Consider the following 19,051-nt stretch of genomic DNA (forward strand, 5'->3'; position numbering starts at 1 on the left):
ATTATTTTATTTTGGTAGGAACTCAAGGAAGTATCGATAATAGCCTTTAAATTTAGAACAGCCTGATGTTGGCTGCATGGTATCAAAATCGACATCAAGTAGCATGTAAAGCACAAAAATCTAATCTTGGCTTAATTCTGCAAGCGGTTAAAGTAGGTTTTAAGCCAGGGATTGTCGAGTTTACTGTGTTACTTACCAGCAGTCCTGACTACGCATTTGCTGCAATGCTGTAACGCAGCTTGCAGCAAATGTATAAAGTCTAATACAAAGTGCAAGAACGTAGTGAGGGATGTTTCTGATTCGAAGACTCTGCCTTTTCCTGGCCCTTTTCACCCGCAGCATAAAATCCATGTTGGCTTCGCCCCGGATTGCTTAGTCCTGTTTGTGAGTTGATGGCCATGGACCCTGCGGGCAGATCGTGCTGGGTTTCCTCTGCTTTCTCCGCTTCTTTTTCCCCTTCCTGTGCTTCAAATCTTGTAGCCTCTATAGATTGACTCAGTGTAAATGGAGTCTCATCAAGGCCAAGCTCCCGACAAACCGACTGAACCCGTTGTGTTACTTCGGTCGGCACAAGTTCCTTCTGATATAAGTCAGGGTGCCTGGCATAGTACTGGGCAACAATGTCCATTAAGCTCTTTGGATTTTCAAGATGCATAGACAACTTTACATATTCATCTCGGCTGAGAGTCGGGGTTTGCAACAAATTAATAACGTGCTTCGCAAAATTAAAGTACACGACGCCCTCACCCTCAATACTGCTGTACAGAGTCGGCTCTCCACCATCGTAGTAGTTTAAATTTAAGGTCACACCCTTGGGAATAAGGTGCTTATTCTCAGAAAAAAAACATTTTGTGTACTCAAGACCCGGCTGATGATTACCAAACACATCAAAAATAATATCTTCACCGGGATGCTTGGCTACTGCATCAACAGCGGCTTTTTGTATTTGTGCTAAAAGTAGGGCTATTTTGTCATGATCACCGGGGCAGGTTGGGTGGTCTTCGTACTCAGGATTGTAAATATAATTCCCATTTTTTACTTCTGCTATAGCCTTATTGAAGGCTGTTCCATAAGGTAGATTATTGTATAGATCAGCTAACAGTAAGGGATCAAAGACGATACCTAAATCTTGACAAACAGTCTCAATTGCGGAAAAGGCTGAGCCTTTGAAACGAGTGCGAGAACCGACATTGATTAAATCCACTTCATATGATTGCCTGTTGGAATAAATGAAGGCAAAGACAGAATCATATTGTTTGTTTTGTTCTCTTAATGTATCGAGAAAGGCTTTATTGTGCACTATAACGGCATTTCCTAAATGCTTTGTAAAATTTTCATAATCCGCATTTATATAATCGTTATTAAATAGCCCGCCATCAATAGCAAAAGAAATATAGCGTATTGTCATATTAATATCCTGTAGAAGTTAACTTGAGAATTTTTGTGCACTAACTATAAACAAAGAAAGTTAAGAGATTATTAAATGTATGCGCTAATTGGATATTATTTAATCATTCTCCGGTAGATGGAGGTGTTAAATAAGATACGATGCTCATTTTAATTTGATCCTACTGGCGTCCCGGAGAGGATTTGAACCTCCCATCTGCCCCTTAGGAGGATATTGCAACTTGCCGGAACTAAAAATCGGAAAAATATACGATAGCAGAAGGTGGTTGTTGCATCCATTCCAATCGTACAGAAAAAAGCTGCTATACTTTATCTACAAAATCTTCAAAAGTATTCATAATACTGAGTCATAGAATAAAAATGAAAAAAACACGTAAAACCATTAACTTAGGACTGCAAGGTGGTGGCGCTCATGGTGCTTTTACATGGGGTGTTTTGGATTATTTATTAGAAGACGGGCGTTTGGATATCGAGGGCTTGAGCTCCACCAGTGCGGGAACAATGAATGCGGCAATATTGGCGCAGGGTCTTTTAAACAATGATCGAGATGAAGCCCGACAAGCATTGTATGATTTTTGGGAAGAAATTAGCAAAGTAAACAGTCTAATGTCTTTTAAACACTGGTTTGGTGATTCCTGGTTTTCTTTAGAGCAATTTAGTTTGGATCATTCACCCTTTTATTTTTGGTTTGAGATTATTACCCATTTAATGTCGCCATACCAATTCAATCCTTTCAATTTAAATCCAATGCGTACAATTCTTGAGAACAGTATCGATTTTGAGGCGTTAAGAAAAAGATCTACTGTAAAACTATTCGTTTGTGCTACTAATGTGGAAACAGGTAAAGTTCGTATTTTTACTAACCCTGAGTTAACTGTAGATACGTTACTTGCTTCAGGATGTCTTCCATTTCTATTTCAATCGGTCAAAATTAAAGATCAATATTACTGGGATGGTGGGTATATCGGTAATCCAGCAATTTATCCATTAATTTACAATTGTACCTGTCAAGATGTTGTGATTGTACATATAAATCCTATAATCCGCCCAGGTTCACTTTATCATGTAGGTGAGATTCTAAATCGTGTGAATGAAGTAAGTTTCAATTCCTCGCTAATGCGTGAAATGAGGGCAATAGCTTTTGTGACTGATTTGATTGATAGCAAACAAACAGAAGGGCTTGATCTAAAAAGAATGCATATGCATTCAATTCGGTCAGATGATGAAATGACTAAGCATGATGTTTCTACAAAACTTAATGCTGATTGGAACTTTTTAGTCTATTTACGTGATCGTGGACGTCTTATTGCTAAAAAATGGTGTCAGGATAATTTTTCTAAAATAGGTAAAGAGTCTTCAGTTGATATTCGGAAAGAATTCCTTTAACTGATTTCGGAATTTACTTACAACTCAGACTACGTCAAGGCACGTGCCTTTTAATTTCTGCTATAATTATTTTAAAGTTTGATAACTGCATGATTTATGGAATAAAAATGAGGCAGGCACATAAACTTATTAATCTTGGACTTCAAGGAGGCGGCGCCCATGGCGCATTTACATGGGGAGTTATAGATTATTTATTAGAAGATGGTCGTTTAGATATAGAAGGGCTGAGTGCCACAAGTGTTGGTTCAATGAATGCGATAGTTCTTGCACAAGGCTTATTAAATAATGATCGGGATGAAGCACGCCAAGCACTATTTGATTTCTGGTCTGATATTAGCTACAGCCAGGGTTATCTTTCACTCCATTCATGGTTTGATATACCGTGGTTGCGGACTCATGAGTATAGTCTAGAAGGTTCACCATTTTATCACTACTTTGAATTGATCACGCAAATGTTCTCCCCTTATCAATTCAATCCATTCAATATCAATCCAATGAAATCAATCATTGAAAAAAGCATTGATTTTGACGCCATTAGAAAAAAATCAAAAGTTAAACTTTTTATCTGTGCAACTAATGAAGAGACATGTAAAGTACGCATTTTTACTAATCCTGAATTATCGGTAGAAACTATTCTTGCCTCTTCGTGTTTACCGAATCTATCTCAATCAATTGAAATAGAGGGTCAAAGGTATTGGAATGGCGGATACATCGGTAACCCGGCTATTTTCCCTTTAATCTATAATTGTGGCAGTCAGGATATCGTGATTGTACATCTAAATCCAATATATAGACGAGGGGTTCCACACACTGCATCAGAAGTTCTTAATCGTATTAATGAAATTAGTTTTAATTCAACCTTATTACGTGAAATGCGCGCTATCGCATTTGTTTCAAAGCTACTCGATTTAAAAAAGGATAAAAATTCGAAACTTAAAAAAATGCGTATACATTCTATTCGAGCTGATAAGGAAATGGCACATTACGGGGTTTCATCTAAACATAATTTAGATTGGGATTTTCTCTGCTATTTACGGGATAGAGGGCGTCTGCATACTAAAAAGTGGCTGAAACAAAACTTTTCTAAAATTGGTAAAGAATCTTCGGTTGATATCTATAAAGAATTTCTCTAAATGTTAAGTAATAATAGGGCTCCAAATTGTATTCTTCTGATGGAGAATAAATTTCATCGAGAAGAGCTCATTCACAGACCTAAAAATGGGCATTGAAGAGCTCCCGAATAATTATTTCCATTATTTAACTTAAATAATTTTCTACGACTTCACCATAGGGTAAAGTCAAGTCAGTGATAAAATGAGCTACAGAAACAATTTTTTTCACTGGAAAATTGGCAATTGGAGCTAAACAATGGGGATGTAATTCTAAACTTCCTGGTCCTGTCCAAGCCCCTTTTACAGTTATGTCTTGCAAATAGGTTCTGGTTAATTGATTAATCTCTGGCGTTCCATCAACTCCAGGAATATTTTTAAGGAGAAAGATTGGTTTTTTCATAGATTGAAGAGCAATTTGTTGATCAAGTGCATGGTGCTTATAACCCATGGTTGCTGTGGCAATGCGGATGCTTCCATAATCAAGTATGCCAACCAAAACATCTTCTTCAACAAAAAGTTTTGGTTTCGCTAATTTTTTTGGGAATCCCCATATTTCTCTTCCTCCTGCTATAGGTGCATGGCAATCAAGGAACATTGAAATAGTAAAAGTTCCTTCTTCACCCTTATAGCGGATGGGAATGACTTGTCCAGACTCAGTATAATCGCCAAATCCAGTTGAATCTGGCATGCGAATAAATTCAAATTTAATAATAGGTTCTAATAATTCTAATCCTGGAGGTAAAACCTCTTTTAGTAACTTTGCATCTGTTTCATAGCTAATAATAAAGAACTCTCGGTTTATAAACCGATAAGGGCCACTCGGATATGTATTAATCCATCTGGGTGCAGGCATATTAAATTCATTGTTTATTATGCTCATCAGTGTTCCATCCTATGCAATATAAATACACGTTAATTATGCGCAATGGTGTAAAAATATTCAAATTGATTTAATTAGGTGCTTATAAAAATGGACTATTGGAGCATTGATTTTACTGGCGTCCCGGAGAGGATTTGAACCTCCGACCTGCCCCTTAGGAGGGGGCTGCGCTATCCAGCTGTGCCACCGGGACTTTGATTGAGTCTAAGTCTACCGTTATCCTTGTAAAATAACAACTTCCGGAGCAATCAATGTGTCTTGTTCATTTTGCTGTACATCGAAATGACTTAATTATGAGCATCTTGAGTGTTTCTTATGGTATACTTTTATGACCCTTAATTTTGAGCATATATAGTGGACGGTTTAGATTTAAAATATCCATTTTATTCGGCATGGAATTTTTTATGGCAAGTCATTAAACCATACCGATGGTGGTATGTTTTAATGTTTCAGGCGCCGGTGCTCACTGCGATTTATATCTTTGCTAATAACTACTCCTTTAAGCTTTTAGTTGATGCGTTTTCTAATGAAACAATCACTTCGTATTACCAACTGGTGTTTCCTATTGTGTTGTTTATCACGGCACAAATCGTGTTGGATGTTGTGTGGCGTATTAGTGATTTTGCTGAGTTGAAGGCTGAGCCACATGCCAGGCAAAGGTTATTATCTTCTGCATACAATTATGTGCAGCACCATTCTTATAACTATTTTCAAAATACACCTAGTGGTACAGTAATTAGTAAACTAAAAGGGTTATTGGATGGATATGATAGCGTTTTTGCTAATCTGCATCATATTGTGGGAAAACATTTTTGTGTGGTCATTGTTTCTGTTTTTGTCCTGCTGGTTGTCAATTTCAATGTGTTTTGTTTCATGCTGGCCTGGTGTGTGTTGGTTATGGTAATCATGCTTCCTATGGCACTAAAATTGAATCGGCTGTCTAATGAAGTGGCTGAAAGTAAACACCAAATCATTGGTTCTTTTTCGGATAATATTACCAATATCTTCTCTTTGTTTTATTTTGCCAAACGCAGAGCCGAGCATCGACGTGTAAATGAACTCATGTCACATGATTTTGTTCCGCGACAAATTGCACTTTATCAATACGATTTTAAATTTAATATGGTTGGATCAGTACTCTATTGGTTTATGCTGATTGCTGTTTTTCTATTTATGATATATCTACGGACACATGACGAGATTTCCACTGGAGATTTCCTGTTTGTCATGCTCACAGCCATTACCATTTCCTTTGATTTATGGTCGCTCATGAGCAGTCTTTGTACTTTTTTAAAAGAAATAGGGGATTTCAAATCGTCTTTTAGCATTTTATCGATGCCGCATGATGAGGTTGATGAACCCGGCGCACAAGCCTATCCGATTCACCAGGGTAAAATTGAGTTTCGGCAGCTTTCCTTTGCCTACAGCGAAGGAAGCTCGGTATTTAAAAATCTAAACCTATTAATCAAACCTGGGGAGAAGATTGGGTTGGTTGGCCATTCTGGAGCAGGCAAATCAACACTGATTTCTTTGTTATTAAAAAATTTCAAGCCTACTTCAGGACAAATTTTAATCGATGATAAGCCAATTTCAGAGATTACTTCAGATTCTTTGCGTCAACAAATAGCGCTTATTCCACAAGATATTATGCTTTTTCATCGATCTCTAGGCGAGAATATTGGCTATGCAAAAGAAAATGCTACGCTTGAAGAGATTAAGCACGCAGCTGCAATGGCGAAGATAGATGATTTTATTGAATCATTGCCGGAAAAATATGATACCTTGGTTGGTGAGCGTGGTGTGAAACTTTCTGGGGGACAGCGCCAGCGTATTGCAATTGCACGTGCCTTTTTAAAAAATGCATCGCTTGTTGTTCTAGATGAGGCGACTTCAAGTCTGGATACGCTCTCAGAACAAGAAGTTCAACAATCTATTAATGCTATGCTCGAGCAAAATAATGCCACAGTTATCGCCATTGCACATCGGTTGTCGACCATTCGACATATGGATCGAATAGTAGTGATGGAGGGCGGGGCAATTATTGAAGAAGGGAGTTTTAATGAGCTTTTAAATAATGAACAAAGTTACTTCAAAAAGCTTTGGGACAGTCAAGTCAATGGGATGGTTTTGTAACATAAAAATGTCTCATATTAAAAGCGTAACCGAATACAACCTCCGCGGTTACGCTTTATATCCAGTTTTATATTGAGCGAAGCTTTTGATTTTAGTCTGCATAACAATAGATATCGTTTCCACCAGGAATACCTGCTTGGAATACGACGGCATTGATACCGACAATATCTCTTTTTTCTTTTAAACAACGGTAACCTGGATAAGTGTAATAATAATCTCCTTCAGGCAACGTGACTCCTTTCTCAACGGTATAAGTATGAGCTTGTTCATCTACAGTAATGGGTACGCTTTGCCAAGTTTTTGTTTGGGTGACGATGACACTTTCATCTGCCAAAGCCGCTGTAGTAAATGCTAGCAGTAGTGCTGTTAGTAATACACTTTTCATTTCGTATCCCTCCTTCCCCCATTTATCCAAAGAATTATCTTTATTTAAATATATCTAATTGAGTATAGTAAAATTTAGTATAAATATCGATCAAAATGGATAAATAAAGGGATTCTTGAAGTGAAACATAAGAGCGTAATAAGGGATCTCCAGTATATGGTATGAGCATAATGATAAAAATAGGATGCTCAAATTAGGAGGTCCAGTCACAAACACCTCAGAATGATCACAGTGTGCTGCTTTTAGAAATGTCCATGTCGAGTAGCATCATGTCCATGTCTATTCCCATCATGTTGATGTGTATGCGTGCTATCATGTCCATGAACGGTACCTTCAGAGGCAGGATACCCATGGGAGTGAGCGCTACCGACATAAACGTTACTACTCGTATCATAATTAGGAAAAGTATAATCGGGGATAGGAGTATAAAAACTATAATTTCTATAACTTCTGTAACCCGAAGTAGCGGTCGTACCTACCGTAGTATATGTATTACTGTTACAGCCGAATAAAAAAGGTAATACAAAAATAAGTCCAATCGCAACCAGTGCAAATGGAAATACAGTTGGTGCAAATATAAAAGTTGATGTAAGGAGCGTTTTCGCGGCGATTGCAGTTGTGGCTGTTGCCGCAGATTTTACTGTTACTGCGGCAATAATTCCTGCTGTCACTATAGCGGCGGCAGTGAGTGCAGCCATACACTTCAGTAAAAAGCTATAATTGGTATTGTCTTCCTTTTTCTTGGCCATAGGTCACCTCCTGTGTTTTACTCGATTAAAATAAATTATTTATTGAGTGCAATTTCGAAATTACATTTTCGACACCTTAAGATTCTACTATAGGGAAGAAAAATATCATCTTAATTTTTTTAGTTGGGCTAGCAAGATGATCTTTTTGTTTGTCAGTTATGAATTAGACGAACGATTTAGGTATTGTCTTAGTGGAGGTGAAATCTTCTGTAACCCGGGCCTCAGTCCTTCAGACTAATACCCAGGCTAATTTCCTATAGAACTTAAATGCAGGAAATCCAATTTCATAAGAAAAATGCCAATAATCCATTGGCCTTAGACGTTTTGGGGCTTAAGTTGATCCTCTTTTTCAGCGTCAACACTATCCTCTTCTTCTTCTTCCCCAATTTTTTTAGCATCGATAATATGATGGAAGTGTTTGTGTGCTATTTCCCTCTTACTTTGAAAGAGCAAATAATGACTTCCCTTTTTAACACTATCGACCTCCGTCCGAATTGAATTTTTGAGTTCATCAAGCTTTGTGCTTTGATCTTGACTACCCGGCATTTGTTTGATTTCATCTAATTGCTGAGAAAATTTGTTGGCAATATCAAGGTAATGAATGTTGTCATGCAATAAGCCTTTCGTCAAAGGAAAATCAGCAAGTAGTTTCGTAATCCATCCAATGAATGGCGTTCTTGTTGAAAATTTAATGAGCTCATCCTCTTTGAGTGTTTCCACATAGGATCGGATGGATTTTTGTAAACGCTCTATTTCTATCCGTAAATCATGACCCATCGTGATTAAATCTAAAATTTCTCCAGAACTGGCCGCCTTGAGATCCTCTTCGCTAATTTCTGTTATACCAGAGACAGCGTGACTAGCGGATGCTATTTTACTGGTTACATGCGATTCAAAATGTTCTTTAAATCGTTTAAAACGCGCGTTTTCATCGACACCCATTACCCAAGGAACATAAGCCAATGGGTTAAGCCGAGCATGCATAAAGCCTTGGAGAAAAGCAGGAGTATAATTGTTCACTCCCTCGGTAATTTGATCCTTCTTTGATTTTTTTCCCTTGGCGAATGACTCTGCTTGGTTCCATATTTCTTCGGCTTGTTCACCATAGCCCTCTTGCAGAGTTTCCTTAAAGCGAGCAAAAGTTGCATCGGAATATTCAGTAGTATCCGTTATAAATTCTTTTAATTTTTTGTAGAGATATAGAGTCTCTAGTTTTTCTTCTGCGTCCTGCAGCTTCGTTCTGATTTTTTCGGAGTTCTCTACAGCAATATTGTGTAATTTCTCATGAGATTCCTCCTCAATATCAAAAAGCTCGGCTATTACCTGATGCGCAAAATCTTGATATTGTTCAGCTAAGCTTTTGGGTTTAAATAAATCATTGCCTAGTTCGTTCGGTTGAGGGAAGAGTTCAATAAATTTTGATTGGGCGGATGTGGCAATCTCTTTATTATTAGAACAATAGTCTTTAATTTTTACCCTTAACGCTTCTGCCTCTTTTGCAACCCCGGGCTTATTTTGTTCTATGCCTGGTTTTCCAAGCGCACCGTTTTGAATGGTGGAATTTATTGATTTAATTTGTTGAAACCGACATTGGGAGCGATAATACACCACGGCAAGTAGTAAACTTTTTTCATCAGTGATTTTTGGAACGTAATGCGGCTCGTCATCTGGGGACTTCTTCTGTAGTGGCTCACCTAGTTTTTTTGAAGCAGTAGCTATCCTGCCTGCAATACCTCCGGCACTAATGAGACTTATTGATTCGATTGTGGACCCAAGACTTGCCATGGCATGGACGGCTTGCAAAGAAGTCAAGTCCGCATTCTCATTTATGGCGTTAGCAGGAGTTAATGCATCAGGGTAGCTATCCCCATATTTTTTTGCAACTTCTCGAGTCTCCTCGTCTAATTTTTTCCACCATTCAGTTAATGTCAGTGACATAACATTCTCCAATAGCAAAAGGACTTTCTGATTAATATATTACCATATGAATATTATCTGAACATTAAGTGTATAAAAGTCACTATTCGTAACCGATTCTTGGGTTTTACATTTGATAAACATATATTAGTTGAGATTGCTTTTATTGAAGTAAATGCGGAAGAAAAATGGAGATTTATCCCCTAATTTTTTGAACACAAGGTTGGGTTAATTTTCCTCAGTGTGATCTGTTTCACAGCGTCGAAGACGGGGATCCATCCATCAAAGTGGTACAATGCCAAAATAGTGATCGATCCCTGCCTTCGCAGGGATGACAAAAAATTTGTGGGGATATTCAGCTCGGGATTGATGTGGGGCCTGTTTTCGGTACACTAAATTTCGCCATTTTGGGCTTAATCCAGCCGAATTATAAACAGGCCCTGTTTCAAGGTTGATTTAATGACCTTTTTGGGGCTTGGGAAAAAAATCCTTATTCATCATCCCAGCTTAGAGTGCCACCTGCTTGATATTCAATGACGCGCGTTTCAAAAAAGTTTTTCTCTTTTTTCAAATCCATCATTTCACTCATCCAAGGGAATGGGTTTTCAGCGCCAGGGTACTGCTCTGGAAGTCCGATTTGATTTAAACGGCGGTTAGCAATGAAGTGTAAGTATTCTTCGAACATTTCTGCATTCATTCCTAAAATGCCTTGAGGCATGGTGTCCTTAGCATATTGATACTCCAGCGCCACACCTTGTCGAATCAATTGAATCATTTCTTCTTTAAATTCTGGTGTCCACAAATGTGGGTTCTCAATTTTAATTTGGTTGATGACATCAATACCAAAATTCATATGCATGGATTCATCACGTAAAATATATTGGAACTGCTCTGAAGTTCCTACCATTTTATTTCGACGTCCCATGGAGAGGATTTGCGTGAAACCAACATAGAAAAATATCCCTTCAAAGATTACATAGAAGGCAATTAAATCGCGCAATAGGCGCTGATCATTTTCTACCGTACCGGTATGGAATGTTTCGTCACCCAAGCTTTGCGTAAACGGTAATGCCCAAGCTGCTTTAGTGGCTACGGATGGGATTTCACGATACATATTGAAGACTTCTGCTTCATCAAGTCCTAGGCTTTCAATAACGTACTGGTATGCATGAGTATGCAATGCCTCTTCAAAGGCCTGACGTAATAAGTATTGTCTGCATTCCGGATTGGTAATATGTCGATAAACAGCGAGTACTAGATTATTGGCAACCAATGAATCTGCTGTTGAGAAAAATCCCAAATTACGTTTGATAATTAAACGCTCGGCTTCTGTAAGTCCATTAGGATCCTTCCAGAGCGCTACGTCAGCGCTCATATTGATTTCATTGGGCATCCAATGGTTCGCACAAGCAGTTAAGTACTTGTCCCAAGCCCATCTATATTTAAAAGGAACGAGCTGGTTTAAGTCTGCCCGGCAGTTAATGATACGTTTATCATCAACGTGAATACGTGCAGCTCCCATTTCAAGAGGCTCATATCCTGTTGCACCAGTATGAATCATATCGTGTTGTTGTATATTTTCTGACATTTAAATTCTCCTGATTATTGGCACGCTTCACAGTCTGGATCGAGAATGGAGCATACTTTAGGTTCCTCTGCTATTATTTTAACTGCATTGAGAGCACCATCAGTTACAGTAGATTTCTCCGCATTGGATGCTCCTAAGCTACGTAAGTAATAAGTCGTTTTTAATCCACGTATCCACGCATGCATGTAGAGTTGATCCAGTTTCTTACCCGATGGCTGAGCCATATAAATATTCAACGATTGTGCCTGATCAATCCATTTTTGACGACGAGAAGCTGCATCAACTAACCAAATAGGATCAATTTCAAATGAAGTGGCATAACGTTGTTTCAATTCAGCAGGAATACGGCTGATTGGTTGCACACTACCATTAAAGTATTTCAAGTCATTGACCATCACTTCATCCCACAGATTCAATGCTTTTAGATCCGCAACCAAATAGGGATTTACTACAGTGAATTCGCCTGACAAATTGGATTTGACATACAAGTTTTGATATGTAGGCTCAATGGATTGTGATACACCACAAATATTAGAAATGGTAGCGGTAGGTGCGATGGCCATCACATTGGAGTTACGCATTCCTTGTGTACGAACTTTAATACGTAAACTTTCCCAATCCAATCGTTGTGAACGATCTTGTTCTAAGTATTTGTTACGTGCTTGCTGTAACAAGTTAATTGAATCAATTGGCAGTATGCCTTTACTCCATAGAGAACCTTCGTAACTGGAGTAACTACCTCGTTCTTTAGCCAGATCACAAGAAGCTTCAATAGCATAATAACTGATTAATTCCATGGATGAGTCAGCAAATTCCACTGCCTCAGGGGAAGCATAATCAATTTTTAACTCATACAATGCATCTTGAAAACCCATAAGGCCTAAACCAATAGGTCTATGTTTCAAGTTGGAATTACGTGCTTGCGGTACGGAATAGTAGTTAATATCAATCACATTATCCAACATACGAATAGCTGTTCTAATAGTGCGTTTTAACTTTTCAGTATCCAGTTTGCCCTTTTTGATATGAGCAGGAAGATTGATACTGCCTAGATTACATACAGCGATCTCTTCTTCAGAGGTATTCAATGTAATCTCAGTACACAAATTAGAACTATGAACTACACCTGCATGTTGTTGTGGAGAACGCAAATTGCAAGGATCTTTAAAGGTCATCCATGGATGGCCAGTTTCAAAAAGCATGGATAGCATTTTACGCCACAGTTTGACTGCAGATAATGTTTTTGCATTTTTGATGAGACCTTGGCGTGCTTTTTCTTCATACTCACGATATAGTGCTTCAAAAGCTTTACCATATTGATCATGTAAATTAGGCACTTCATCAGGTGAGAATAAAGTCCAATCACCATTTTCACGTACGCGCGCCATAAATAAATCAGGTATCCACAATGCTGTATTCATATCATGTGTTCGGCGTCGATCATCCCCAGTATTTTTTCTTAACTCAAGGAACTCCTCTACGTCTTTATGCCAGCACTCCAGATAGGCACAGACCGCTCCTTTACGTTTACCGCCTTGGTTTACTGCAACTGCGGTTGCATCAGCAACATTCAGGAAGGGAACCACACCTTGTGATTTTCCGTTGGTGCCTTTGATATGTGAGCCCATTGCACGTACTGGAGTCCAGTCATTACCCAATCCACCCGCATATTTGGAAAGTAGGGCATTATCTTTAATGGCACTGTATATACCATCTAAATGATCAGGAACAGTGGTCAAGTAGCAACTGGATAATTGGGGTCTAATTGTCCCTGAGTTAAACAGAGTAGGTGTTGAAGACATGTAATCAAAAGAAGACAATAATTGATAAAACTCAATGGCTTTATCATCTTTATTTTGCTCACGCAAAGCCAGTCCCATAGCAACACGCATAAAGAATGCCTGAGGCAACTCATAACGTATACCATGATCATGGATGAAGTAACGATCATATAAGGTTTGTAAACTTAAATAGCTAAACTTCATATCACGCTCAGGCAGCAGCGCCTTGCCGAGTTTTTCTAAATCAAAATCGGCCATTTTTACATCCAGCATTCCTTGTTTGATACCATGAGCAATATACACTTTGAAGTAAGTTGGATAAAGTTTGCTCATCTCATCAAAGGTTGCATCCGCTTGGATTTCTAATTTGGTTAGTGCTTCCATACGCAAGCTGTCTAATAACAAACGAGCACTGACATAAGTGTAGTTGGGCTCTTTTTCAACCAATGTACGTGCAGCCATAATCAACGCTTTGTGCACATCCTCAAATTTCGCTTGGTTGTAAAGATTACGCATTGCCTCTTTAATCACCGGTTCTGCCTGAACATGCTCTAAATTACGACATGCTTCATTAACAATCGTGTTCATGCGCTCAGTATCCAATGGCTTTAATTCACCATCAGGCATCGTAATTAATAAAATTTTGTTGTCACTGGCTTGTTGTTTTAATTCATTTTCACGTGCTTTACGATGCTCTTCGCGGTACAACACATAAGCGCGAGCAACTTTGTAGTGACCACTGCGCATGAGTGCTAACTCAACTTGATCCTGAATGTCCTCAATATGAACCGCACCACCGCTGGGCAAGCGGCGTTTAAACACTTGAGTTATTTGACGGGTAAGTTCTTCAATTTGTTGATGAATACGATCTGAGGTTGGAGCTGTACCGCCTTCGTCGGCAATGAATGCCTTAGTGATTGCAACTTTAATTTTCGTATCATCATAATTTACTACTTTACCATTGCGCTTAATGGTTTTTAATAAACCAGGGGCATTAGCAGTCAATTCCAGTTGACTCGTTTGCGGCACATCATTTACCGGATCAAGAATTGCGGACATTTTTCCTCCACGCATTTATTATTATTTTATTATTAACAGGCAGTTAAATTTATTCACTATTAATCAGATTATAGCACAATATGTTGGGTTGTTCTCGGTACTAAATAACAAGATAATGTGTTTTGGCATAATGGTCAAGAGAATAATATGGGAGTATTTTGTGGATAACTTGTGGGTTTGTGCACAATTGTTCTTTATTGACGAGTTGTAGCCTGGTTGCTTGCAATCAGGATTGACTAACATGTATCCACATACAAAAATGTATCCAATAGATCCTACGGTTTCTGCTTTAGCTAAGAGATCCCTTCTCCCGCATGTGGGAGAGGAGTAGGGGTCATTGCCGGTAATCCAATACCTTCGCCCACCCTGACGGTCACCTTATTCCCTCCCTCCGTTATCCTGGGCATGTCGAGGGCAGAGACGGGAATAGGGGGAAGTGAAATGTAATTAACCTGAGCTATGTCTTTTTTACAATTATTGCGTCACTGACATTAGAATAGCCATGAACATTCAGTAGGAATGAACCAATATGGGCATAAAGTTGGCTTGAACTCCCTCCGTCGAGATTAATCGCATCAACACATGATAAGGGTTGAGATCTCAGTAACTGAGCGAGCTTATTCGTCGTCATTGCAGCATTAGTTGACACCAAAATAATGACTCTCCCATCCGCAGTAATTCCAAGAGCAGAACGGTCAGCGATACCTGGTTTTAGGGATGGAATTTTTCCTTTAATTAATAACCGAGGTCCGCTTTGAATGGCGAAATCAATATGATCGTCGTGGTTAAAATGGTTTAAACTGGAAATATAAGCCTTATTATTTCGTACATAAAAAATTCCCCACCAACTAATTCGTTTTAAAGGATTTATCAATTTTTTATCATTGATCCTAAGTCCAAGCGGGTTAAACTCATGATCAAAAAAACCGCCATTAATACTCAATAGCGCTTTACTGTGTTCAGCAAATTGATCTACAGAGGCATTTTTTAATGATAATTTTTTTGCATTGACCAAGGCCAGTTTATTTTTATTGAGATCGATACGGAATGCATAAATATGCGACCATGGCGAAAGAATGCCTCCTGAAAGATCCTGATATTCAATACCGGGACTTAATTTACGCCAATATCCTTCAGCATAGGATGAACGAACCGGCGTAAAGACGATGCAAAGCACAAATAATAAATGGAACAAATATGATTTGTTTGCAGGATAAACATTGGTTTGTGAAGACATGTTATTGTATCCTTATGTACATCATTCAATACCACGGAATCTCTTATGCAAATTAAAACGCAACATAACAATAGTGATATACAGAAGTCAACAACAGATTTAACTCATTTGATGAATGATGTACTCGAACTCGCCAAAAAAGAAGGCGCAACGGATGCGATGGTCGCAGTAAATAATGATAAAGGTTTTTCAGTTGATGTACGTATGGGGGAAGTTGAAACAGTTGCATTTAGTGAAGATAAGGGTGTTGGTTTGACAGTTTATATTGGTCAACGTAAGGGAGGGGCAAGCAGCACAGATACGTCTCCTGCCGCTTTGGAGGCGATGGTAAAAGCTGCATGTGACATTGCGCGAGTGAGTGCTGAAGATCCGTGTTTTGGGTTGGCCGATAAAGAGCTCATGTCTAAAAATCATCCGGATTTGAATTTATTTCATCCTTGGGATATCGACCCACAACAAGCAATTGAGATGGCTCTAAAATGCGAGAAGTATGCATTAGCCCTGGATAAACGAATAACGAATTCAGATGGAGTGAATGTATCTTCATACGAATCACATCATGGATTTGCCAATACATATGGTGGGTCTGGATTTATTCACAGTACACGTCACAGTTTAAGTTGTTCTTTAATTGCAAAGGATTGCGAGGAAATGCAACGTGATTATGACTATACAACGGCTCGTAATGCACAGGATTTAATAGACCCTCACATTATTGCTAAAAATGCAGTGGATCGTGCAATAAGCCGTTTGGGTGCGCAGCAGATTGAGACCCAAGTAACCCCCGTCATTTTTTCATCGCGTATTTCTAGTGGTTTATTTTCAACCTTTATTAGTGCAATTAGTGGTTCAAATCTTTACAGAAAAAACACTTTCTTACTCGATTCCATAGGGCAGCAAGTGTTCCCAGAGTTTATTCGTATTTATGAACAGCCTCACTTATTAGGTGCTTTGGGTAGTTCCTCGTTTGATAGTGAAGGGGTTCCAACACGACCTAATCTCCTTGTTGAAAAAGGCCGTGTGATGCAATATGTATTAGGCAGTTACTCTGCTCGAAGAATGGGATTAAAAACTACAGCAAATGCTGATGGGGTTCATAACTTAACGATTGATCCTACAGCAGGTGATCTTGCCGATTTATTAAAAATAATGGGCAGGGGATTATTAGTCACTGAATTGATGGGGCAAGGAATAAATATTGTAACGGGTGATTATTCTCGCGGTGCCAGCGGCTATTGGGTTGAAGAGGGGCAAATTCAATATCCGGTTGATGAAGTTACTATTGCCGGGAATTTAAAAGATATGTTCAAAGCCATTCTTGCCGTGGGCAATGATATTAATCCCAATATTGCAACACGATGTGGCTCCGTATTAATTGAAAAAATGATGATTGCAGGAAAGTAAAACGAAATCTGGATCCTTGCGTGAGGGCAGGGATCTGTTTTTTCGCTACTGAATCACATGAGTTTAAAATAATAGACGACCCAATCCAAAAATAGCGCAAAAATACAAATAGCCCAATAGGATAGGGAAAATGTAGGAGGATAATATTCCGATGGTTTGTATAGACCCACATCATCGATTGATAAAATAATGCTGAATAAGACTAAAGCTGGGAAAACAATTGAAAAACCGCCCAATTGCATCAGTGTCACACTACAAATTATTCCAATCAAAAAATAACGAAAAAATCTCTTTAAGCCAAAGTGAATTATTTGCATATTAGTTTTCATAGTGAACCTGTCATGGCTAAATAGAGTAAAATTAGAAGAAACAATCCAATAGCAATAGTAAAAGTCCAGCTGAGTAAATAGGCATACATAGGAGTAAAAGAGGGTAAAAATTCGCCTGTTTTTTTTACAACAATCAAATCATGGAGTGCGAGCACACTACTCACCTGAATTAAGAAAGGCAGGATAATCGTCAAAAAAAGAGGAAAAAACGTGACACATCCTGCAAACGTACCAATTAACAGATAACGTAAAAATCGTTTGATAAAGTATTTTACATAATCAAAAGTTTTTGGATCTTGCATCGTTATAAGTCGATTTTTTAAGGAATATTCGAAGAATATCATGTTTTTAATCAAGGTAGTGAACTTGCTTTGTTGATTCTTTATTCTACGCTTTAGATAAGAGGATTTAATTGGAGTCGGCATGCGCAGGGTCATTTTAGCAGCATTGCTGGTAGCGAATACTGCTTTCGCAGGTGAAGAGATTGTTGGTTTTGCAGCATATGAAAATGGAGATTACTCCACTGCTTATCCCTATTTAATGAAATCCGCAAGGGATGGAAATCCTGAGTCCATGTATTTAATTGGTCGTATGTACCAGTATGGTGAAGGTATCACTAAAAATTATACTGAGGCAATAAGTTGGTATCAAAAATCAGCAGATAAAAATAATCCCTTAGCACAACTCAGTCTGGGCTTTATGTATGACCTAGGCCAGGGAGTAAAGCAAAATTTTCCAGAAGCATTTAAATGGTACATGAAGTCCGCTAAGCAAGGTAATGCGATTGCGCAAAGAAATATTGGTCTGATGTATGTGACAGGTGATGGTGTTAAAGAAAATAAAAAGACTGCATTCGAGTGGTTCGAAAAATCTGCGAAACAAGGATACAGTAAAGCTCAAGTGAATCTTGCTTATGACTATATTGTTGGCGAAGGAACAGCCAAAGATGCTAATAAGGCTTTATATTGGTATCAAAAGGCTGCAGATCAGGGAGATGTCCGTGCCGAGTATAGTCTAGGTCTTTTGTATACTGGACAACAATCAGGTGTTGCCCAAGACGATAAATTAGCATTTTACTGGTTTTCCCAAGCAGCGAATCAAGGACACGTCAAAGCAGAGACTTATTTGGCTTATTACTATCTTAAAGGGTATGGAGTTGAAGCCAATCCAGAAAAAGCGGCATATTGGTACCAAGCTGCGGCACTTAGTGGCCAACCCGAGGCACAAGCTGAAATTGGGCAATTACTTCTAACTGGAACAGGAATTGATAAAGATTACCAACAAGCTGCATATTGGTTTACTAAGTCTGCAGCACAAGGAAATCCTATTGGGCAGGCCAAATTGGGTTATATGTACCTTGCTGGATTGGGTGTAGATAAAGATTGGATTAAAGCGTATGCTTTGTTTAAAATTGCAGCACAGAATAAAAATGAGGAAGCAGTAAAAGAGCTGAAGATGTTGAAAAATAAACTGTCAGAAGCAGATGTTAAAGCAGGTAATGATTTGGCCAAAGAAATCATTCAAAACAATAATTTTAAGGTACCTCAAAAAGAAGAATAACATTGTTTACGGAAACGATTTATCATCAACAGAGTAAGTGATCTCTAATGTGCGGTATGAGTTTTATTAAAAAAGGTCCAAACCAGTTGATTCTTCCTCATCAATTCCTCTAAGGCATCTCTTC

Annotated in this window: 16 protein-coding genes and 1 tRNA gene; 6 read left to right on the plus strand and 11 right to left on the minus strand. The window is 38.5% G+C overall.

Annotated features, from left to right (window positions below; all coding sequences use genetic code 11):
- Positions 1 to 65 precede the first annotated feature (65 nt).
- Entirely contained in the window at positions 66 to 233 is a 168-nt protein-coding gene (locus OQJ26_RS12175; protein WP_265704044.1) for a hypothetical protein, read from the plus strand.
- Positions 234 to 259: 26 nt separating this feature from the next.
- On the opposite strand, the gene OQJ26_RS12180 is transcribed toward OQJ26_RS12175, so the two are convergent.
- Entirely contained in the window at positions 260 to 1,408 is a 1,149-nt protein-coding gene (locus tag OQJ26_RS12180) for a hypothetical protein (RefSeq protein ID WP_265704045.1), read from the minus strand.
- Positions 1,409 to 1,767: 359 nt separating this feature from the next.
- Here OQJ26_RS12180 and OQJ26_RS12185 point away from each other — a divergent pair, with 359 nt between their 5' ends.
- Positions 1,768 to 2,793: a patatin-like phospholipase family protein gene (locus OQJ26_RS12185; protein ID WP_265704046.1), complete on the plus strand. Its 1,026-nt coding sequence runs from the start codon at positions 1,768 to 1,770 to the stop codon at positions 2,791 to 2,793.
- Positions 2,794 to 2,900: 107 nt separating this feature from the next.
- Positions 2,901 to 3,926 (plus strand): patatin-like phospholipase family protein, encoded by a 1,026-nt coding sequence (locus tag OQJ26_RS12190; RefSeq protein WP_265704047.1) that lies wholly within the window; start codon positions 2,901 to 2,903, stop codon positions 3,924 to 3,926.
- A 124-nt stretch (positions 3,927 to 4,050) separates the two neighbouring features.
- Here OQJ26_RS12190 and OQJ26_RS12195 read toward each other — a convergent pair whose 3' ends face one another.
- Together OQJ26_RS12195 and OQJ26_RS12200 are read right to left on the minus strand one after the other, a co-directional pair.
- Positions 4,051 to 4,785: an acetoacetate decarboxylase gene (locus OQJ26_RS12195; RefSeq protein ID WP_265704048.1), complete on the minus strand. Its 735-nt coding sequence runs from the start codon at positions 4,783 to 4,785 to the stop codon at positions 4,051 to 4,053.
- A 116-nt stretch (positions 4,786 to 4,901) separates the two neighbouring features.
- Positions 4,902 to 4,978: transfer RNA gene (locus tag OQJ26_RS12200), tRNA-Arg, on the minus strand.
- Positions 4,979 to 5,139: 161 nt separating this feature from the next.
- Here OQJ26_RS12200 and OQJ26_RS12205 point away from each other — a divergent pair.
- Positions 5,140 to 6,918, plus strand: a complete 1,779-nt coding sequence (locus tag OQJ26_RS12205) for an ABC transporter ATP-binding protein (protein ID WP_265704049.1) — start codon at positions 5,140 to 5,142, stop codon at positions 6,916 to 6,918.
- A 91-nt stretch (positions 6,919 to 7,009) separates the two neighbouring features.
- Here the strand turns inward: OQJ26_RS12205 and OQJ26_RS12210 are convergent, their stop codons facing one another.
- The 6 genes from OQJ26_RS12210 to OQJ26_RS12235 all read right to left on the minus strand — a co-directional run bounded on the left by OQJ26_RS12210 (position 7,010) and on the right by OQJ26_RS12235 (position 15,634).
- A complete protein-coding gene (locus tag OQJ26_RS12210; protein ID WP_265704050.1) occupies positions 7,010 to 7,303 on the minus strand; it encodes a hypothetical protein in 294 nt (97 codons plus the stop codon).
- Positions 7,304 to 7,545: 242 nt separating this feature from the next.
- Positions 7,546 to 8,052, minus strand: coding sequence for a hypothetical protein (locus tag OQJ26_RS12215; RefSeq protein ID WP_265704051.1), 507 nt, complete (start codon positions 8,050 to 8,052; stop codon positions 7,546 to 7,548).
- 315 nt (positions 8,053 to 8,367) lie between these two features.
- Entirely contained in the window at positions 8,368 to 9,990 is a 1,623-nt protein-coding gene (locus OQJ26_RS12220) for a hypothetical protein (RefSeq protein WP_265704052.1), read from the minus strand.
- Between the two features lie 469 nt (positions 9,991 to 10,459).
- Positions 10,460 to 11,557 (minus strand): ribonucleotide-diphosphate reductase subunit beta, encoded by a 1,098-nt coding sequence (locus OQJ26_RS12225; protein WP_265704053.1) that lies wholly within the window; start codon positions 11,555 to 11,557, stop codon positions 10,460 to 10,462.
- Positions 11,558 to 11,571: 14 nt separating this feature from the next.
- Positions 11,572 to 14,397, minus strand: a complete 2,826-nt coding sequence (locus OQJ26_RS12230; RefSeq protein ID WP_265704054.1) for a ribonucleoside-diphosphate reductase subunit alpha — start codon at positions 14,395 to 14,397, stop codon at positions 11,572 to 11,574.
- Positions 14,398 to 14,854: 457 nt separating this feature from the next.
- Positions 14,855 to 15,634, minus strand: coding sequence for a phosphodiester glycosidase family protein (locus tag OQJ26_RS12235; protein WP_265704055.1), 780 nt, complete (start codon positions 15,632 to 15,634; stop codon positions 14,855 to 14,857).
- 45 nt (positions 15,635 to 15,679) lie between these two features.
- Here OQJ26_RS12235 and pmbA point away from each other — a divergent pair, with 45 nt between their 5' ends.
- Positions 15,680 to 17,038: a metalloprotease PmbA gene (pmbA, locus tag OQJ26_RS12240; protein WP_265704056.1), complete on the plus strand. Its 1,359-nt coding sequence runs from the start codon at positions 15,680 to 15,682 to the stop codon at positions 17,036 to 17,038.
- Between the two features lie 53 nt (positions 17,039 to 17,091).
- Here pmbA and OQJ26_RS12245 read toward each other — a convergent pair whose 3' ends face one another.
- Positions 17,092 to 17,367 (minus strand): hypothetical protein, encoded by a 276-nt coding sequence (locus OQJ26_RS12245; protein ID WP_265704057.1) that lies wholly within the window; start codon positions 17,365 to 17,367, stop codon positions 17,092 to 17,094.
- Entirely contained in the window at positions 17,364 to 17,792 is a 429-nt protein-coding gene (locus OQJ26_RS12250) for a hypothetical protein (protein ID WP_265704058.1), read from the minus strand. The genes OQJ26_RS12245 and OQJ26_RS12250 overlap by 4 nt, the downstream gene beginning before the upstream one ends.
- Here OQJ26_RS12250 and OQJ26_RS12255 point away from each other — a divergent pair.
- Positions 17,791 to 18,927, plus strand: a complete 1,137-nt coding sequence (locus OQJ26_RS12255; protein WP_265704059.1) for a tetratricopeptide repeat protein — start codon at positions 17,791 to 17,793, stop codon at positions 18,925 to 18,927. The two genes, OQJ26_RS12250 and OQJ26_RS12255, sit on opposite strands and share 2 nt — an antisense overlap.
- Positions 18,928 to 19,051 lie beyond the last annotated feature (124 nt).

Origin of the sequence: Legionella sheltonii (assembly GCF_026191355.1) — a bacterium.
Classification (GTDB): Bacteria; Pseudomonadota; Gammaproteobacteria; order Legionellales; family Legionellaceae; genus Legionella; species Legionella sheltonii.